21 protein-coding genes and 1 pseudogene are annotated in these 19867 nt (G+C 29.2%); 19 read left to right on the top strand and 3 right to left on the bottom strand.

What is annotated here, in order from left to right; genetic code table 11:
• Positions 1-87 precede the first annotated feature (87 nt).
• Positions 88-276, bottom strand: a complete 189-nt coding sequence (gene rpmB / locus HGAG_RS03640; RefSeq protein ID WP_004838566.1) for a 50S ribosomal protein L28 — start codon at positions 274-276, stop codon at positions 88-90.
• 164 nt (positions 277-440) lie between these two features.
• Here rpmB and murB point away from each other — a divergent pair, with 164 nt between their 5' ends.
• The 19 genes from murB (at position 441) to HGAG_RS11280 (ending at position 19049) form a co-directional block, all read left to right on the top strand.
• Positions 441-1343 carry a UDP-N-acetylmuramate dehydrogenase gene (gene murB, locus HGAG_RS03635; RefSeq protein WP_019117965.1) on the top strand — a complete coding sequence of 301 codons (903 nt, stop codon included), beginning with the start codon at positions 441-443 and terminating at the stop codon, positions 1341-1343.
• Positions 1343-2197, top strand: a complete 855-nt coding sequence (gene rapZ, locus HGAG_RS03630; RefSeq protein WP_019117964.1) for an RNase adapter RapZ — start codon at positions 1343-1345, stop codon at positions 2195-2197. The genes murB and rapZ overlap by 1 nt, the downstream gene beginning before the upstream one ends.
• Positions 2185-2907, top strand: a complete 723-nt coding sequence (locus tag HGAG_RS03625; protein WP_019117963.1) for a tyrosine-protein phosphatase — start codon at positions 2185-2187, stop codon at positions 2905-2907. The genes rapZ and HGAG_RS03625 overlap by 13 nt, the downstream gene beginning before the upstream one ends.
• An 11-nt stretch (positions 2908-2918) precedes the next feature.
• Positions 2919-3836, top strand: a complete 918-nt coding sequence (gene whiA / locus HGAG_RS03620; RefSeq protein WP_019117962.1) for a DNA-binding protein WhiA — start codon at positions 2919-2921, stop codon at positions 3834-3836.
• Entirely contained in the window at positions 3836-7285 is a 3450-nt protein-coding gene (locus HGAG_RS03615) for a DNA polymerase III subunit alpha (protein ID WP_019117961.1), read from the top strand. The genes whiA and HGAG_RS03615 overlap by 1 nt, the downstream gene beginning before the upstream one ends.
• Before the next feature lie 10 nt (positions 7286-7295).
• Positions 7296-8255, top strand: coding sequence for a 6-phosphofructokinase (pfkA, locus tag HGAG_RS03610; protein ID WP_004838572.1), 960 nt, complete (start codon positions 7296-7298; stop codon positions 8253-8255).
• Between the two features lie 20 nt (positions 8256-8275).
• The gene (gene pyk / locus HGAG_RS03605) at positions 8276-10048 is read left to right on the top strand and encodes a pyruvate kinase (RefSeq protein WP_019117960.1); all 1773 of its coding nucleotides are present in this window, start codon (positions 8276-8278) and stop codon (positions 10046-10048) included.
• The gene (gene rlmD, locus HGAG_RS03600; protein WP_019117959.1) at positions 10048-11310 is read left to right on the top strand and encodes a 23S rRNA (uracil(1939)-C(5))-methyltransferase RlmD; all 1263 of its coding nucleotides are present in this window, start codon (positions 10048-10050) and stop codon (positions 11308-11310) included. Before pyk ends, rlmD begins: the two co-directional genes overlap by 1 nt.
• Positions 11311-11535: 225 nt before the next feature.
• Positions 11536-11661, top strand: coding sequence for an erythromycin resistance leader peptide (locus HGAG_RS12490; protein ID WP_017771940.1), 126 nt, complete (start codon positions 11536-11538; stop codon positions 11659-11661).
• Between the two features lie 57 nt (positions 11662-11718).
• Positions 11719-12450, top strand: a complete 732-nt coding sequence (gene erm(A) / locus HGAG_RS03590; protein WP_000810833.1) for a 23S rRNA (adenine(2058)-N(6))-methyltransferase Erm(A) — start codon at positions 11719-11721, stop codon at positions 12448-12450.
• Between the two features lie 216 nt (positions 12451-12666).
• Positions 12667-13191 (top strand): phosphotransferase, encoded by a 525-nt coding sequence (locus HGAG_RS03585; protein WP_001176020.1) that lies wholly within the window; start codon positions 12667-12669, stop codon positions 13189-13191.
• A 45-nt stretch (positions 13192-13236) separates the two neighbouring features.
• The gene (locus HGAG_RS03580) at positions 13237-13626 is read left to right on the top strand and encodes a cytidine deaminase family protein (RefSeq protein ID WP_019117958.1); all 390 of its coding nucleotides are present in this window, start codon (positions 13237-13239) and stop codon (positions 13624-13626) included.
• Positions 13627-13682: 56 nt separating this feature from the next.
• Positions 13683-14309, top strand: coding sequence for an MBL fold metallo-hydrolase (locus HGAG_RS03575; protein ID WP_244263805.1), 627 nt, complete (start codon positions 13683-13685; stop codon positions 14307-14309).
• Positions 14310-14770: 461 nt separating this feature from the next.
• The gene (locus tag HGAG_RS03570; RefSeq protein ID WP_019117957.1) at positions 14771-15358 is read left to right on the top strand and encodes a type IV toxin-antitoxin system AbiEi family antitoxin domain-containing protein; all 588 of its coding nucleotides are present in this window, start codon (positions 14771-14773) and stop codon (positions 15356-15358) included.
• Positions 15355-16197, top strand: a complete 843-nt coding sequence (locus tag HGAG_RS03565) for a nucleotidyl transferase AbiEii/AbiGii toxin family protein (protein WP_019117956.1) — start codon at positions 15355-15357, stop codon at positions 16195-16197. Before HGAG_RS03570 ends, HGAG_RS03565 begins: the two co-directional genes overlap by 4 nt.
• Before the next feature lie 126 nt (positions 16198-16323).
• Positions 16324-17256 (top strand): hypothetical protein, encoded by a 933-nt coding sequence (locus HGAG_RS03560; RefSeq protein ID WP_019117955.1) that lies wholly within the window; start codon positions 16324-16326, stop codon positions 17254-17256.
• A 315-nt stretch (positions 17257-17571) separates the two neighbouring features.
• Positions 17572-18321 (top strand): hypothetical protein, encoded by a 750-nt coding sequence (locus HGAG_RS03555; RefSeq protein WP_019117954.1) that lies wholly within the window; start codon positions 17572-17574, stop codon positions 18319-18321.
• A gap of 358 nt (positions 18322-18679) precedes the next feature.
• Positions 18680-18859: a hypothetical protein gene (locus tag HGAG_RS12485; protein ID WP_019117953.1), complete on the top strand. Its 180-nt coding sequence runs from the start codon at positions 18680-18682 to the stop codon at positions 18857-18859.
• Positions 18852-19049 carry a type II toxin-antitoxin system YafQ family toxin gene (locus HGAG_RS11280; protein ID WP_083857213.1) on the top strand — a complete coding sequence of 66 codons (198 nt, stop codon included), beginning with the start codon at positions 18852-18854 and terminating at the stop codon, positions 19047-19049. The genes HGAG_RS12485 and HGAG_RS11280 overlap by 8 nt, the downstream gene beginning before the upstream one ends.
• A gap of 235 nt (positions 19050-19284) precedes the next feature.
• On the opposite strand, the pseudogene HGAG_RS11275 reads toward HGAG_RS11280, so the two are convergent.
• A pseudogene (locus HGAG_RS11275) lies at positions 19285-19425 on the bottom strand (relaxase); the annotation flags it as partial.
• Between the two features lies 1 nt (position 19426).
• Positions 19427-19783, bottom strand: a complete 357-nt coding sequence (locus HGAG_RS03540) for a plasmid mobilization protein (RefSeq protein WP_019117951.1) — start codon at positions 19781-19783, stop codon at positions 19427-19429.
• Between the last annotated feature and the right edge of the window lie 84 nt (positions 19784-19867).

Genomic DNA, 19867 nt, shown 5'->3' with positions numbered 1-19867 from the left:
AAAATCTCTTTTGAAATTATTATTCTATAATTTCGAAAGAGATTTTTTTAATGAAAAAATAGTGCTTATAGCACTATAAAATTCTTATTAAGCTTTTTCTACTTTTCCGCTTTTTATACATTTAGTACAAACGTTGATTGTTTTTACGCTTCCATTAACTTTAGCTCTTAATTTATGAACGTTTGGTTTAAAGTTTCTATTTAGTCTTCTATGTGAGAAAGTAACTTTGTTACCAAATTTTGTACCTTTTCCACAGATATCACATTCTCTTGCCATACTTTACACCTCCAATGTCTTAGAAATATCTTAGTTATTATATCAAATTTATATCAAATTTTCAAATATAATCGCTACTTGCTATTATATAGAAAAACAGACAAAAAATCAAATAAGAGTATAATAAAAATAGATTTTAGTAAGTAGTTAGACAAGGAGGCTTTATGGATTATAAGTCATTGTATGAAAATAAAGATTTTGGAATTATTAAATTTGATGAACAATTAAAAAATTATACAAATTTTGGCATTGGTGGCAAAGCAGATGTCTTGGTGGAAGTAAAAGAAGAATACCAACTTGTAGATTTGATTAAATTTAATCAAAAAAATAATATAGAAACAACAATCATTGGTAATGGGACAAATATTTTGGTTACTGATAAAGGAATTAGGGGTTGTGTTATTATTATTTCTAAAAATTATGATAAAATTTCTCTTGATGGAAATTTGTTGAGAGTAAGTGCGGGATGTCTTTTATCAAAAGCTAGCAAATTTTCTTTTGAGAATTCTCTAACTGGCATGGAAGAAGTTTCTGGAATTCCTGGAAGCCTTGGTGGAGCTGTTGCTATGAATGCAGGAGCTTATGGCGTTGAGATGAAAGATATAATTAAAAGTGTAAGATTGGTTTCTAAAACTGGGGAAATTTTAGAAGTTTCTAATGAGGATATGGATTTTTCTTATAGACATTCTAAGGTTTTTGATGATGATTTGGTTGTTTCTGAGGCGGTTTTTGAATTGAAAAAAGATGATAAAGAAAAAATCTATGAAAAATATGAGGATTTTACAAATAGAAGGGTTACAAAACAACCTCTTGATAAAAAATCTGCAGGCTCTACTTTCAAAAGACCTGTAGGCTCTTTCGCATCAAAATTAATTGATGAATGTGGTTTGAAAGGCTATAGAAAAGGCGATTGTCAAGTTAGCGAAAAACATTGTGGATTTTTAATTAATAATGGCAATGCAAGTTATGAGGAAATGATCAATTTTATTGAGGAAGTTGCAAGTATTGTTTTTGAAAAAACTGGTTTTAAACTTGAAAGGGAAGTTAAAGTCATAGGAGAAAAATAGTGAAGGTAAAAATAATAACAGGACTTAGTGGCTCTGGAAAATCGACAGCTCTTAGAATTTTTGAAGATCTTGATTATTATGCTATGGATAATGTTCCTGCAACACTTTTGGAAAGTTTTATAAAATTAAATAAACAGCAGGAAAAACCAATAGACAAGCTTGCTTGTGTTGTTGATTTTAGGTCTATAAAAGTTGATAAAAATTTGGTAGAAAATCTGGAAAATCTCAAAAAAATAAACGAAGATACTAAAATAATTTATCTTACAAGTCAAGATGAAACAATTTTAAAAAGATATAATGAACTAAGACGTCCTCATCCTTTGGGTTCTTTTGGAGATGTAAAAGATGGTCTTATGAAGGAAAAAAGGGAATTGAAAAAAATTAAGGAAATGGCAGATATTATAATTGATACAAGCTCTTATAATAACAAGGATTTAAAAAAAGTTCTCCTTAATTTTTCTAAAAATAAAGAAAATTTCATTATAAATTTATTTTCTTTTGGATATAAAAATGGTCTAAGCCTTGATGTTGATGTAGTATTTGATTTGAGATTTTTACCAAATCCTTTTTATATAAAAGATTTAAAGCACCTAAATGGAACTGACGAAAAACTACAAGAATATCTTGATGGCTTTGAAATTGCAAATGACTTTAAAAATTTGGTGTATGATAATTTGTTAAAGCTTATTCCCTATTTTATTAAAGAGGGCAAAAACTCAATTTCTATTGGATTTGGTTGCACAGGTGGTCAACACAGGTCAGTTTATATGTGTGAGAAAATTTATGAAAAACTCAAGGATAGTGATTATATAGTTGTGAGAAAACACAGGGATAGGGAAAAATGGAAAAAATAAAATATTTAAAAATTTTACCATTTGAAAATATAAAAAATGCTAGAAACTTGGGAGGCTATCCAACCATTAATGGGGAAATTACTTCTTGGAAATCTTTTATTAGAAGTGCAAATCTTGATTCTTGCACAAAAAAAGATTTGGATTTATTGAAAGATTTAAATGTATCAACAATAATTGATTTAAGACGTGATGACGAAATCAAATATCATTATGAAAAAATCAAAATTTTAAAAGAAAAATTTTCTCATTACAATGTATCGCTTTCTCCAAGGCCAATGCGCCAAGAAGAAATCCAAAGATTAATTGAAAAAAAAGATACAATAGGAAAATCTTATATTACATTAATTGATAATTTTCCTGCTATTAAAAAGATTTTTGAAATAATGGCAAATGCTGATGGAAGTGTACTTTTTCATTGCCAAGAAGGTAAAGATAGAACTGGAATTATTTCTATGATTTTATTTGGACTTGTAGGAGTTTTTAGGACAGATATTATGGCTGACTATGAAATTTCTTCTGCTAATTTGGGTTATGTAGACATGTATGGGCAAAATGAAAACGAATCAGTTTTTAGGATAACTTCTCCATACAACATAAAAGAAGCCATGGAATATATACAAAGAAAATATGGAACTTATGATGCATACTTAGAATATGCAGGTGTTGAAAAGAAAATTATAGAAAAAATTAAAGAAAAAATGATTGAATAGAGAGTGATTATATGTCTTTTTCAAAAAGATGTAAAAAAGAAATATTAAAAAAAGAGCCTGATTATAAAGAGATTGATATGGAATTATTAGCCTACTTTTATTTTCAAGGCTCTATTAGGATAGTGAATAATTCTTACCAAATTTTATTTAAGGCAAGCGAGAACATAGAAGCAAGGTATATTTACAAGATTATAAAAGAAAAATATAACTATTCTCCAGCTATGGAAATCCAAAATAAAAGAAAATTTTCAAAAGATAGGTCTTATGTTGTTTTGGTAGAAGATAGTGAAGTGGCAGATAAAATTTTAGCACTTGCAGATTCTTATAGCTTATATGAATTTGAAAAATTCTTTGAAAATATCAAAAGTAGAAATGAAAAAAAGATTATTTTAAAATTGGCATTTTTGCTTAAAGGCTCAATTAATGATCCCTATAGGGGCTATAATCTTGAAATAAATGTTCAACAAAAAGAAGAAGCACTTTTGATAGGAAAAATCATGGAAGAATTTTCTATAAATCCAAAATTAAATTTGAGAAATGATTCTTATTGTGTTTACATAAAAGATTCTGATAAAATTTCTGATTTTTTGGCTTTAATTGGAGCAAATAAATCACTTTTTGATTTAGAAAATGTAAGGGCAATGAAGTCTATTAGAAATGACATAAATAGGCAAACAAATTTCGACAAGGCAAATATTGATAGGACTGTAAAAGCAGCCTTTAGGCAAGTTGATGCAATAAATAAATTGAAAGAAAAAAATATTTTAGAAAATCAAGCAGAAGATTTGCAAAAAATTGCCGAATTAAGGCTTGCCTATCCTTATATTTCTCTTGAAGAATTGGGCAAAATGATGACGCCAGCCCTTTCAAAAGCTAAGGTTAATTACAGACTCCAAAAACTTATAAAACTTGCAGAAAGTGAGGAATAATGACAAATAATTTCACCCACCTCCACCTTCATACAGAATATTCACTTTTAGATGGTTTTACAAAAATTGATAAATTAATGGAAAAGCTAAAAGAATTTGGAATGGATTCTTGTGCAATAACAGACCATGGGAATATGTACGGGGTAATTGAATTTTACAAAAAATGCCAAGCAAATAATATCAAACCAATAATTGGTTGTGAAGTTTACATTTGTGAAAATGATTATAAAATAAAAACTCCCCAAAATAAAAGATATTACCATCTTATCCTTTTGGCAAAAAATAATAATGGCTATAAAAATCTTTTAAAAATCGTATCAAAAGCTTACACACAAGGATATTATTATAAGCCAAGAATAGATTTTGAAGTTTTAAAAGAATACAAAGAAGACTTGATAGGTCTTTCAGCTTGCTTAAATGGAGAAATCAATCAAAGAATTTTAGAAAATGATATAAAAAAAGCATATTCTACAGCCGAAAAATATCTTGATTTATTTGGCAAAGAAAATTTTTATTTGGAAGTACAATATCATGGTTTAAAAGAACAAAAAAAAGTTAATGAAGTATTACTTCAAATTCATAAGGATTTGGATATAGAACTGGTATGCACAAATGATGTCCATTATGTTGAAAAAAATGATGCCTTTTATCAAGATGTTTTATCATGTATCCAAACAGGTTCTTTATTAGAAGATGAGAATAGGATGAAAATGCCTGTTGATGAATTTTATCTAAAAGATTCTCAAATGATGGAAGAAATTTTTAAAGAATTTCCAAGAGCTTTTGAAAATACACAAAAAATTTCTGCTATGTGCAATGTTAGCCTAGAATTTCATAATCCTCACCTACCATATTTTACAAAACTTCCAAAAGATACAACAAATCTTGAATATCTAAAAATTCTAGTAAAAGAAGGTCTTATAAAAAAATACAAAAATTTAGATGAAAAAATTATAAAAAGAGCAAAAAAAGAAATCGACGTAATAAATAATATGGGTTATGTAGATTATTTTTTGATAGTTTGGGATTTTGTAAAATATGCCAAAGATAATAAGATTGCAGTAGGACCTGGTAGGGGATCAGCAGCAGGTTCAATTGTATCTTATGCTCTTGATATTACACAAATTGATCCTTTAAAATATGATTTGCTTTTTGAAAGATTTTTAAATCCAGAAAGAGTTTCAATGCCTGATATTGATATAGATTTTTGCTATGAAAATAGGGATAAGGTAGTTGAATATGTATATGAACTTTATGGACGAGATCATGTTTCGCAAATAGTAACTTTTGGTAGGATGCAAGCAAGAAATGCCATAAGAGATGTGGGAAGGGTTATGAATATTTCCTACAATAAGGTTGATAAAATAGCAAAATTAATTCCTCAAGCAATAGGAATGACAATTGATAAGGCTCTTGATTCTACTGAAAAGTTAGCTTACGAATATCAAAATGATGTTGAAACAAAAAGAATGATAGATACTGCAAGAAATATCGAAGCCTTACCAAGGCATACATCAATCCATGCAGCAGGAGTTGTTATAAGCAAGGAAATTTTAACAGATATTGTTCCTCTAGCTTTATCAAACGATCAGATAGTTACCCAATTTAATATGACAGAAATTGAAGAATTGGGTTTGTTAAAGATGGATTTTTTGGGACTTAGAAATCTTACAGTAATTCAAGATACAATAAAGGATATAAAGAAAAATAAAAATATAGATATTGATCTTGGAGCAATTGATGAAAATGATCCGAAAGTTATAAGTCAATTTACCAAGGCTGAAACAGTTGGGATTTTTCAATTTGAATCAGCTGGTATGAGAAATTTTCTTAAAAATTTAAAACCAACAAGATTTGATGATTTGGTTGCGGCAAATTCACTTTTTAGGCCAGGACCAATGGATCAAATTCCAAATTATATAAAAAATAAAATAAATCCAGAAAATATATCCTACATAGATCAAGCCCTAAAACCAATTCTTGAAGTAACTTATGGCATAATTGTCTACCAAGAGCAAGTTATGCAAATTGTACAAAAACTTGCTGGATTTTCACTTGGGGAAGCTGACAATCTAAGACGAGCTATGAGCAAAAAGAAAATGAGCGTGATGGAGGCAAATAGGGAAATATTTGTTCACGGAAAGAAAAATCAAAGTGGAGAATATGAAGTGATAGGTTGTGTAAATAATGGTATTTCAGAAATTAATGCCAATAAGATATACGACGAAATGATTTCTTTTGCAAAATACGCCTTTAACAAATCTCACTCAGCAGCTTATTCCTTAGTAGCTATTCAAACTGCATTTTTGAAATATTATTTTAAAGAAGAATACATGGCAAATCTATTGACTTCAATTATGGGCAACTCTTCTAAAGTTTATTTATATATTTCAGAGGCAAAAAGACTTGGAATAAAAATTGTTCCACCAAATATAAATAAATCAAAAAGAAGATTTGTAGCAAGTGAAAATGAAATAGTATTTGGTCTTTCAGCTATAAAAAATGTTGGAGAAAATTTAATAGATTTGATTGTTAATTTAAGAAAAGAGAAAAAATTTAAAAGCTTTAAAGATTTTCTAGAAAGAATTGAGGCAAATGATCCAACAGTTTTAAATAAAAAAGCTTTGGAATCTCTAATAAAAGCAGGAGTATTTGACTGCCTAGGATACAAAAGATCAGAGCTTATGGCAGTCCACGAAACAGCTCTCCAATCAATTCATGATAATGAAAAAGTAAATTTAAAAGGTCAAATGAATTTACTAGATTTTGACCAAAACAAAGAAGAAATAATTGATGACATAAAATTTCCACCAGTTAATGAATATAAAAATAAGCAAAAATTAAAATTAGAAAAGGAAGTTTTAGGTTTTTATATTTCAGATCATCCCTTAAATTCTTTAGGAAATAATTTAAAAAATTATGTAAATTTCACGACGGAAATTTTAAGTGAGCTAAGACCGGTAGATTTAGATAAATTTGATAATAAAAATGTAAGGATGGCAGGAATTATTACAAATAAATCTGAAACTATGACAAAAAAAAGCACTTTGATGGCCTTTTGTTCTTTGGAAGATATGTCTGGATCAATAGAAATGATAATTTTTCCAAATATTTATAAAGATGTAAAAAATATAATTGAAAATGATACACTTGTGATGGTTAGTGGAAATCTACAATCTAGTGATGATGAGTTGAAATTGATTGTATCAAATATAAAAGAAATTGATGAAAATTCTTTTAAAAATTTGTATATAAAAATGGAATATGTAAGGTATAATAAAATACGAAAAGATCTAATGAGTAACCATGGTAGCACACCAGTGATAATTTATTTTTCTGACAAAAAAAAGACAGTCAAACTTGATAAAAGCTTGTGGATTGACCAAAATTCAGATATAATAAATTATCTGAAGTTGAAACTTGGGAAGGATAATGTTAAATTAATTTAAAGGAGAAACAATGAAAACAATAGGTATACTTACTAGTGGTGGCGATGCACCGGGAATGAATTCAGCGATTAGAGCTGCAGTAAGAACAGCCCTAAACAATGGAATGAGAGTAAAAGGAATAAGAAATGGATATGACGGGTTGATGAAAGGAGATATTTATGAAATGAATGTTTCATCAGTTGCCGATATTATCCATAAAGGTGGTACAATTCTTGGAACTGCAAGATCAACTGAATTTAAAAATGCAGAAGGTCAAAAAAGAGGAGCTCAAATCCTTAAAGATTATGGAATCGAAGGACTAATCGTAATTGGTGGAGATGGTTCTTTTAAAGGAGCAAAGGCTCTTAGTGATTTGGGAATAAAAACCATAGGAATTCCAGGAACAATTGATAATGATATGGGCTATACAGATTTTACAATAGGATTTTTTACTGCAATCGAAACAGTAACTGATGCTATTGGGAAATTAAGAGATACTTCATCATCTCACGGAAGAGCAGTTGTGATAGAAGTTATGGGACGTAATTGTGGAGATTTAGCTTTATTTTCAGGACTTGCAGGTGGAGCAGAATCAATCATAGTTCCAGAACACAAATTCTCAATTGATGAAATAGTTGAGAAAGTAAATCACGGAAGAAAAAGAGGAAAATTACACCATCTTATAGTTCTTGCCGAAGGAGTTGGCAATCCATATACTGTAGCAAAAGAAGTTGAAGAAAGAAGTGGAGTTGAAACAAAAGTTACAGTTTTAGGCCACGTTCAAAGAGGAGGCTCTCCATCTTCAGCTGATAGATTATTAGGTTCTATTATGGGAGCAACAGCAGCAGAATTATTAAACGAAGAAAAAACAAATATAGCTTTAGGCTATACAAATGGAAAAATAAATCAAGTTAGCATAGATGAAGCAGTATCAATGAATTCTGATTTTAATGAAGATCTTTATAGACTTGCTAACAAATTATCTAAATAGGAATAAGTGGAGGATAAGTTATGAAACCAGATATATTAAAGAAAACCAAAATTGTATGTACAATAGGACCAGCTTCACAATCTCCAGAAGTTTTGGAGCAATTGATTAAAAATGGAATGAATGTAGCAAGATTAAATTTCTCACATGGATCTCATGAAGAACATCTTGAAAAAATTAAAACTATAAAAAGAATAAGAAGAAAATTAAATGTTCCTTTGGGACTTATGCTTGATACAAAAGGTCCAGAAATTAGAATTGGAAAATTTGAAGAAAAGGAATATTTCTTGAAACCAGATGATATTTTTACACTAACAACTAGAAATATTGTTGGAAATAAAGATATTGTATCAGTTTCATACGAAGGCTTACCACAAGATGTAGAAAAAGGCTCAATAATTTCAGTAGATGATGGTTTAATTCAACTTGAAGTAATTGAAATTAAAGATGGAACAGAAATAGTTTGTAGAGTACAAAATAATGGAGTAATTTCTAATAACAAAGGAGTAAATCTTCCGGGAAGAGTTACAAACCTACCATCAATAACACCAAAAGATGTAGATGATATTAAATTCGGAATTGAAAACGGCATTGACATGATAGCAGCATCTTTTGTTAGAAAAAAAGAAGACATTTATGATATAAGAAAAGTCCTTGAAGATCATGGCGGAGAAGATATTTTGATTATATCAAAAATAGAATCTCAAGAAGGTGTAGATAATGCTGATGAAATAATCGAAGCGAGCGATGGAATTATGGTTGCAAGAGGAGATTTAGGAGTAGAAATTAGAACAGAGCTTATTCCTCTTGTACAAAAAGAAATTATTAGAAAATGTAATAAGGCTGCAAAACCAGTAATTACAGCTACACAAATGCTAGATTCAATGCAAAGAAATCCAAGACCTACAAGAGCAGAAACAACCGACGTTGCAAATGCAATTATAGATGGAACAGATTGTGTAATGCTTTCAGGAGAAACAGCAGCAGGAAAATATCCAGTTGAAGCTGTTAAAACTATGAGAGATATTTGTATTACAACAGAATTATCAGACGATTTCGAAGAAAATATTTATCAAACAGAAATAGATAGAAAAATCACAACAACAAACGCAATTTCAAAATCAACTTGTACAATAGCAAGTCAATTGAGAGCAAAAGCTATAATTACTTGTACAGCATCAGGAAATACAGCAAAGGCAGTTTCTAAATTTAGACCAAGAACAAATATAATTGCATGTACAATAGATGAAAAAGTTGCAAGAAGATTGTCAGTGTCATGGGGAGTATATCCAATAATTGTAGATACAGCTTATGAAACAGACGAACTAATTGAAAGAGCAATAGTTGGAGCATTAAAAGAAAATTACGTACAAGAAGGAGATTTGACTGTACTTACAGCAGGAATTCCACTAGGAGTTTCAGGAACATCAAACCTAATAAAAGTTCACGTAATTGGAGATATAATTGCAAACGGAACAGGCGTTGGAAACAAATCCGTTTCAGCAAAAGTTGTAGTTGGTTCAACAAAAGAAGAGCTTGAAGGAAAATTTGAAGATGGCGATATAATTGTTGCAAAATATACCGACAAAGATATAAACGAATTTATGGAAAGATCTTCAGGAGTTATTGCAGAAAACGGAGGACTAACAAGCCACACAGCAGTTGTAGCAATCCACTTTGGAATTCCAGCAATACTTGGAGTAAAAAACATTACAAACCTATTAGAAGACGGAGATACAATAACACTTGATCCACTTGGAGGAATAATCTACAAGGGAGAAGCAAAGGTATTATAATGGAAATAAAAAATATCAAAATAATTGATATTCTACAAGACGGTAGGGCAGTTGCAAAAACACAAAGCAAAACTGCCTTCATAGAAGGCGCAATTTACGGAGAAATTTGCAATATAAAAGTAAATAATGAAAAAAAGAATTTCTTTGAAGCAGAAAAAACAAAAACTTTAGAGAAATCCCCCTACCTTAGAAAACCACCATGTCCATATTATTATGAATGTGGTGGTTGTTCTATTATGGATATAAATTATAAAACTCAAATAAAATTAAAGAAAAATTTAATAAAAAATGCCCTATTAAAATCAGCAAAAATAAAAATAGACGATATAGAAATACTAGAAGGAGAAGAATTTGGATATAGAAATAAAATTAGGTTACAAATAAATAAGAATGGAAAACTTGCCTATAACAAAAAATATTCCAATGACCTTGTAGAAATAAAAGATTGCCTTTTAGCAAAAGATTTAATAAGAGAAAATCTAGAAAAAATAGAAAAAATCACAAAAGATATTACAAAAAAATATCCAAATAGCCTAGAAGAAATCACAATAAGAGCAAACGAAAAAGAAATACTTTTAAATATAAAAATAAAAGACGAAAAAATTATCCCATATATAAAAAATCAATACAAAGATTCAACTTACAACATTAACCTAATAAATAAAAAAGAAAAAATAAATATTTCAGGCAAAGATTATCTCATATATAATCTATTAGGAAAAAAATTCAAAATATCTATGAACGATTTTTACCAAGTAAATGATTATATGACAGAAAAATTATACAAAACGGCCAAAGATTTCTTGGGAGAAAATCAAAAAGTCCTAGACTTATTTTGTGGCTCAGCAACAAGCTCAATCGCCATAAACGATGATCATGTTGTAGGAATAGAAATAAACAAAAACGCCATAAAAGATGCAAAAGAAAATGCAAAAGAAAATGATCTAAAAGATTATAAATTCATAGCAAAAAACGCAAACTATATAGACGATAAATTTATAAAAAAAGAAAAAATAGACGCCATAGTTCTAGACCCACCAAGAGCAGGATTAGATAAAGAAATAATAAAAACCATAGCAAAAACAAAAATAAAAAAAATAGTCTACATCTCCTGTAACCCCCAAACACTAGCAAGGGATATAAAAAGATTCCAAGAAAATGGATATAACTTAGAAAAAATCAAGGGGTGTGATATGTTTTCAGAGACTATGCACGTTGAAGCAGCAATTCTGATGACGTATTGTGGTTTGGACAAGGAATAATAGGAGTCAACCACAACATGTAGTGGTTTGAGTACGAAAATTGGGTCAAAAACAGGCTAAAAAATACCGTTTTTTGACCCTTTTAAATAGGGCATTTGACAGATGACATTTGATGTTTCGGGATTAAAAATCCATAGGGTGAGGTAGATTAGCACAGAACTTTATTGAATAGAGAAATTAAAAGTGATATAATCAGTTGCATAAGGAGGAGTTAAATATGTGTACATGTATTGCAGTAGTAGATATTACTTTATCTCATTTATAATGAAAAAAATTAAAGGAGGTAAAGGTATGGGTATGTTTTCTATATTTGTTATTGAGAGATTTCATTATCAACCAAACCAAAAATAATTGGTTATAATGAGCTCTTAAGATTAGTTCATTATAACCGGCAAGGAGAAGGTTATAATGAAACAGAAAAACCCGAAAAATACGCAAAATTTCATTACATCTAAAAAGCATGTAAAGGAAATATTAAAATATACGAATATCAATAAACAAGATAAAATAATAGAAATTGGGTCAGGAAAAGGACATTTTACCAAGGAACTTGTGGAAATGAGTCAACGGGTGAATGCTATAGAGATTGATGAAGGTTTATGTCATGCCACGAAAAAAGCAGTTGAACCTTTTCAGAATATAAAAGTTATTCATGAGGATATTTTGAAGTTTAGCTTTCCTAAAAATACAGACTATAAAATATTTGGTAATATTCCCTACAATATTAGTACTGATATTGTAAAAAAGATTGCTTTTGATAGTCAAGCGAAATATAGCTACCTTATTGTAGAGAGGGGATTTGCTAAAAGGTTGCAAAATACCCAACGAGCTTTAGGTTTGCTGTTAATGGTGGAAATGGATATAAAAATTCTTAAAAAAGTGCCACGAGCATATTTTCACCCTAAGCCTAATGTAGATTCTGTATTGATTGTACTTGAAAGGCATAAACCATTTATTTTAAAGAAGGACTACAAAAAGTATAGATTTTTCGTTTATAAATGGGTAAACAGGGAATATCATGTTCTTTTTACTAAAAATCAATTAAGACAGGTGCTGAAGCATGCGAATGTTACTGATCTTGATAAATTATCCAATGAACAATTTTTGTCTGTTTTCAATAGTTACAAATTATTTCAATAAATTAAAAATAATTAAGCGTTCTCTAACTTTAAGAGAACGCTTAATCTTATTACATTGAAAAATGCATTCTATTATTTTCAATTATTATGATATAACATAACTATCATTTTACTTATTTGCATATTTGCACGAAAATATAGTTATCGACGACTATTCTGATAATAGCAACTAATATAGTCAATGATAACTCAAAATTTATTGATATAGTAGGTATATGTGCAACTAATTAGGGAAGATTTTAGCTTGCCATTTCTGAAACAGCTAAAACAAGTATTGCGTAAAGAATGCGCCAGTCTTCCCATGGACTTAAAATGCTTGCTTGGGGCACACATAAAACCCCTTGAACAATCTATTGACAGAGTTGAAGGACTGTCGGAGATTCTAAGACGAAGTAATCCTAAAATGGCCCTATGCCATACAGATATTCATAATTGGAACTTGATGCAACGGGATGAGCAGTTAGTTCTAATTGACTGGGAAGGCTTGAAATTGGCTCCAGTAAAAGCTGATCTCATGTTTTTTGTTGATAAGCCATATTATGATGTATTTATGAACATATACCTGAAATTACACAAAGATTTTTTAATCAATACGGATGCTTTGTTATTCTATCATATTAGACGTAAACTAGAAGATATATGGGAGTTTATTGAACAACTTTTATATGACAATCAAGAGGATAAGGAAAGAAATGAAACTATAAAAGTTCTTGATGGTGAACTGAATAACTTAGTGTTTTGAAAAAAGAATAACGTATTATTAAGCTAAATAATATTGGAGAAGAAAATGAATAAACAAGAATTATATCAAATTGCTTTCAGTATAATTAATCATAAAAAGTTACGGAACTTTGGAACTTCAGGGCATGTTGCGTGCGCGTTGGAGACAAATAGCGGTAACATCTTTACAGGAATATGCATTGACTTGCCCTGTTCTATTGGCTTATGCGCTGAACAGTCAGCTATTGCTGAAATGGTAAAGAACAATGAAACTGCAATCAAAAGGATTATCGCTGTATTTGAAGATGGGAGTATACTTCCACCATGTGGAAGGTGCAGAGAGTTTATTGCACAGATAGATAATCAAAATATAGAGACCCAAATTGTATTACCTGAAATGGAAGAAGTGTTGCTGAAAGATTTATTACTAGAAAGGTGGGATGGCAAATGGAACTGAAAAAGATAACTAGCAGGGTCTTTTATTATCCACATCAACCAGAAACTGATAGGCCTATGTTGGCATACTTAAATGGAGATAAAATTGCACTTGCCATTGATGCAGGAAATTCAGCAGACCATGTTGATGAATTTTATAAATCCCTAGAAATCGAGGACCTAAAGAAGCCAGATTTTACTGTCATCACTCATTGGCACTGGGACCATACCTTTGGAATGCATAAAATTCACGGATTGTCCATTGCACACCATAAAACCAACGAGTTTTTGAAACAGGAAAGAGCCAAACTATCTGACAGTGCATATATAAAATTTTTGATAAATGATGATGAGTGCCTAGCTAGAGAATATGTAGATAATAAAAGAATTATTGCCGTTCTATCGGATATCCAATTTGAAAAAGAGCTTACCCTTAATCTCGGTGGAATAACCGCAATGATTTTTCATACGGTTTCACCCCATTCGGAAGATACGGTGCTTATCTATATTCCTGAGGAAAAAATATTGTTCTTGGGAGATTCAACAAGCGAGGATTTCTACAATGATGGGTATATGGATAAAGAAAAATTAATGTCATTAACAAATTTGATAGAAAGTTTCGACTGTAAGTATTGTATTTTAAGTCATGCAGAGCCTCTAACTAAATCAGATTTATTAGATTACTTAAAATCCATTCTAAAATAATAATCCATGAGGTGTATTGATATGTTCCCGTCTACCGATAGCCCCAAAAACGCAGTGGATATGTTCCCGAGAACGGACACACTCAAATGACATTCATTCTATCCTCTCAAGCCATGTGGAGACTATAGCGTTGATACAAAAGATATAAATTTAGAAATCCTGCATTTTAAGCAGTTTTATAAGCATTTTGTCTTCGATAAAGATGAAGAAGGATACGTCAAAAAGACTCAAAAAAACTATATGGATGTAAGAGTAGTTTTGAGACTAGTATGAGGAAACACAAAAAATATAATTAACCCATTTTGTACTTTCTATAAGAGTAGCGTAAAAGGCTGCTCTTTTTTTGTTAAAGGGAGCAAGGATTCGTTACATCCTTTTCAAAATATGAAACATTCACAAGCCAACTTTACATATTCGCTTTTATAACATATAATAAAAGCGTAAACGAGAGGAGGCGGACTATGAATACACTTAAAGAATTTATCCAAGAAAATTTAGTAATAACCAACAAAGAAGCAGAAGAACTTGGATATACTAGGCATAATTTATCAGAATTAACAAAAATCGGACAATTAGAAAGATTAAGACCAGGACTGTATCAATTAAAAGGAAAGGTAATAGACGATTTTGTTTTAATATCATCCAATAGCAATCGAATTATATTTTCTCATCAAACAGCCCTATACCTCCACGACCTATCAGATAGGACCCCAAATGTATTTCATATATCTGTACCCCAAGGCTACAATGCCAGCCATATCAAAAAGAGGTACGAAGATCTACAAGTTCACTATGTAAAAAAAGACCTATACGAAATTGGAAAGACAGAAATAAAATCACCACAAGGCAACCTTATTCCAGTTTACGATATAGATCGAACAATTTGCGATATCATAATCGAAAGAGAAAAAATAGATAAACAGATTTTTACAGAAGCCTTAAAAAGATACTTTAAATCAACAAATAAAAATCTAAGACGACTCATAAAATACAGTAGACTATTTAAAATAGAAGATGAAATTAGAAAATACATGGAGGTATTATCGTGATTAATATCGAGAGTATAAAGGGCAAGATAAGAAGTCTTGCAGAGAAGAAAAATCTAAAGTCGCAAGAAGTTCTGCAAATATATTTCTTTGAAAGATTTTTAGAAAGGCTATCTAAATCAAAGTACAAAAATAATTTTGTAATAAAGGGAGGATTCTTAATATCTTCCTTAATTGGTATTGAAAATAGAACAACTATGGACATGGACACAACCATAAAAGGCATAGCCCTAAAAGAAGAGAAAATAAAAGACATTGTAGAAGAAATTATAAATATCAATGTAGAAGATGGAATAAGATTTGAAATAAAAGACATCTCTTATATAAGAGAAGAAGATGAGTACGAAAACTTTAGAATTTCACTAATAGCAAATGTTGGGAAAACTAAAAACCCAATGAAACTAGACTTAACAACAGGAGATGCAATAACACCAAGGGAAATAGAATATACCTATCCCTGTATCTTTAGCAAAGAAAATATAAAAATAATGGCATATCCATTAGAAACAATTTTAGCTGAAAAATATGAAACCATAATCAGAAGAAATATAACAACAACACGAATGAGAGACTTTTACGACATATACACTCTCTACAAATTGAAAAAAGATGAGATAAACTATGAAATTTTAAAAGAAGCAGTAGAAAGAACTTCCGACAAAAGAGGAAGTCATGAGATAATGCAAGACTATGAGGAAATAATTGAGGACATAAAAGAAGATTCATACCTAAGATCCTTGTGGGAAGTATATCTCAGTGAAAATAAGTATATTGGGGATTTGAGCTTTGATAAGGTTGTTGGTGTAGTTACAATTTTATCAAATAGGGTTAGCGAGATGTAATATTCCAGACACTGTCTGGGAAATTACATAAATATTTTAAATATCCGATTGTCCTATGTAAAATTATTTTATGGCCTGCTATTTAATATTATTTTTTTGTTAATTTAAATAAAAATGGAGGGTTAAATGTTTAATAAAAAAAATAAATTTAAAATTGATGATGTTGAAATTTTAGAATCAGTCATGTCGAGTCACAATTTTAACGTTGTAAGAAATAATAAACCATTATCATTTAGAGGTGTAATGAGTATATTTGCGTTAATTGTAGTGGGACTAGTTATTCTGATTATTTTTTCTGAAAATTTTACGGATAATCAAATAACTATCTTGGGAATTATGGGCGCAACGTTTATATCTTTTTTTGCAGTTTTTTACACAATTAATAAAGAAGGTAGGGATAGATATATATTAGCAAAAAAATCTGCAGCAATATTGTCTCAAATTCTAAAATCAGTAAATAACCAAATATCAAGAATAGAAAATGGTATGTTTTATCCTATTATTTATCCGAAAAATTGGCTTGATTATTATGAAAGTTGTTCGTTTTATTTAGAATATGATTACATAGAGTATCTTTTAAGAGAATTCGAAATTATAGATAAAATAAATTGCTGTATTAAAAAAAATGATAAAGAAGAACTTTTAGAAGTGATTAAATATAGAAGACAAATTCTTACTGATTGGAATACAGACTATGATATTCTCATTACAAGTCTTAACTTATCTAGTTTTTCAATAGGTATGAATGAGATTATATCCTGGAGATTTGAAAAATCGTACAAAGATTTTGAAAAATTTTTCATTGAAAACTATTCTGATAAAGTAAAAGAGTTGACTATAGAATATTTAAAAAAGAACAATAATGCCTGTGATGTCAATTTAGCTTTATACTATGTTACGGATAAAATAAGAGAAAACACTGAACTAAAAGATAGCAGTTACGAGTTTGAAGTTATAGAAAATAAAAAAATGTTAAATACAATTTTTAAGGTTTATTTATCTCTTCAAGAAGATGATTTATTTTATTTGTGTTGGGGAGAGCTTCATTTGAATGAATAATAAGAAATATTGATTCAAAATAGCCTAATCAAAATCAATGGTGAAGTAGATAGAATTGACAACAAAATAATGAAATATCAACAAAGTATGAAGTAAACAAGATTCAGAAAAAAGCCTATGTATCACACGTGGAGACTGTAGTATTGATGTCAAGAATCGAAGGGAAATATCTTAAATAGAGGGACAATACTATTTTTTGTAATCTGAATAATTCAAGTTATTAAAAATAGTAGATATTGAAAAATAGATTATTAATTAATAAGTACATAGGTAGTTAGTGAGTATAACATTATTGAGGTGATTCCTATTAAATATGTGATAAATAATATTGAATTTGTTATTTCTACATGTATATCAGTGCTAGCTATAATTGTTTCAGCAGTTGTTGCTAAAAATATACTAAAAAAAGAATTGAAAGAAAATAGAAAATTAGAACTTGAATTAAAAAATGCTGAAATTTTACAACAAGTAAGAAATCATAAAAACACATTAGTAATAAGACAAATAGATAACATGATAGAAATTTCTTTTGAAATAATTGATTATTTGAATAAAATCGAAAATTTAAAGTTGTCAAATAAACTTTTTTATTTATTAGAAGATATTTCAAAAATTTCAACTATGATCAAAAGATACGATTTGTTTAGGGAATTTGTTGCTGATTATAGATTAAATACTATTAATAAATACGAATACCTTATTAAAAAAATAAACACGAAGAAGCATAGGTTTAAATTGTTAGAAAGTACTATTGAGTTTAATAAAGTAAAGATATCTATTGAACTTCCAGATTTTGAAGAATTAATGGATGATATAATACAAGATACTGAAATTTGCCAAAATATACTTTTAGAAACAAATAAGTTGGAGGAAAATCCTTTAACCACCGATGATGATCGAATAAATTACATGAATAGAAAAATTGAAAGTGAATCAAAAAAAATATTTTTTTCAGAAAGAAATAGTTATGAGATCTTATATGATCAAATGTCATACGCAATAAGTTCATTATATAAATTGCAACCAGTGATATCTGAATTTATTATTGATTTTGAGGAAGACTAAAAATATATATGAGCATTATTAATGTAAAGGTTTAGGAAATATTAGTGGATGGAAGCAGTTATTTTTTTATCATCAAGACTATTATATTAAATTGTGAAATGAAAACTTTTGAAATTAAATTCTTTAAAATTTATGGATAATTTATTTAAACATTCGATTTCAAGCATATGGACAACTTAATTTTAAGTGATGCTAACGTAATAATAAAATAAATGAAAGACATTTGTAATAAGTATTTGTAATAGTAATCAATCAACCGATATTCTATAACGGCGAATTAAAAGAAATAATAAAAGAGAATATAGAAAAAGCCATCACAAGTGATGGAAGTAGTGGAATAGAGGAAATAGACAATGAAATGCTAAAATTTCAAGAGGAGCTTTTAAAAGTCGCTAATGCACAGAAAGACTACGCTGAACTTGCAGACAGGGTGGAAGAGTTAAGAAAAGAAAAAGAGAATATTCTCCTAACTATGGCAGAAGAGAAAAATGGACAAAGCAGGCTAAAAAACAAGGGAAAGATATTGAAAACTGTTTGAAATTATTGAGAAAATTACAAAAGATGAAGCCCTTGATGAAAGATATAGAGATCATTCTTTAGCTGGAATTTACAAGGGTACTCGAGAATGTCATATAGAGCACGATTTTTTGCTGATATATGAAAAAATAGAAGATGTTTTAGTATTATCTTTAGTAAGAACTGGCTCACACTCTGATTTGTTTAAGTAAAACAATATGAATGAGAGACTTCTATGACCTATACCTTGAAAATAAGTATATCGGTGATTTGACCTCTAATAAGATTATTGAAGTAGTGATAATTATTTCAAATAGAATTAATGAGATGTAATTTAACAGATACTGTTTGGAATAGTATAGACAAGAAAATATTAAGTATGAGAAGTAGAATTAATCTACTTCTTTTTTTGTTTCAAAATATGCTATAGAATATGATCTTTCATATTTTTATAAATTGAAGGGCAGTAGATGGATGGCATTTGAATGATGATACTAAGACTTTTTCATCAGTTTTTTCACTCTTAGTAATGTAATCTATTGCCAAATTTAGAGTTGATTTTATAGGATGTATTTTTGTAATTGCCATACTAATCACCAGAACTTTCTTTTGATTTATTTAGAAGTAGGGAATGGATCTGCCATATTTCTTTTGACAATTTTTCTATCTGTTTATTCATTGATTTGATTTCATTCTTGTAAATAACACCAGTTGCATTAGTAGCTTTTGCAATCTGGTTTATATTATTTGTTGCATTTGAAAGTAGCCATTGTAAGTTTCTAAATGGTTCTAAATCTACTACATAAATTTCTTTTTCTAATACGCATTTCCTAAGAAAGTGGGACATAGTTTTGCAGTTTGCAAGTTTCATTTTCTTTTCAAAAACTTCTTTTTCTTCCTTAGTTAGTTTTATTTCTATTCTTTCATTTCTAAATCTATTTGCCATTTTATTCTCCTTTATAAAATATATTTCGGGGTCTAAGGTTCTCCCTAACAAGGTAAAAATTAAAAAAAATGGAGCATTCCGTAG

The organism is Anaerococcus obesiensis ph10, from assembly GCF_000311745.1.
GTDB lineage: Bacteria > Bacillota > Clostridia > Tissierellales > Peptoniphilaceae > Anaerococcus > Anaerococcus vaginalis.
The sequence above is the reverse complement of the archived record's forward strand: the minus strand, read 5'-3'. Positions and strand labels throughout refer to the sequence as shown.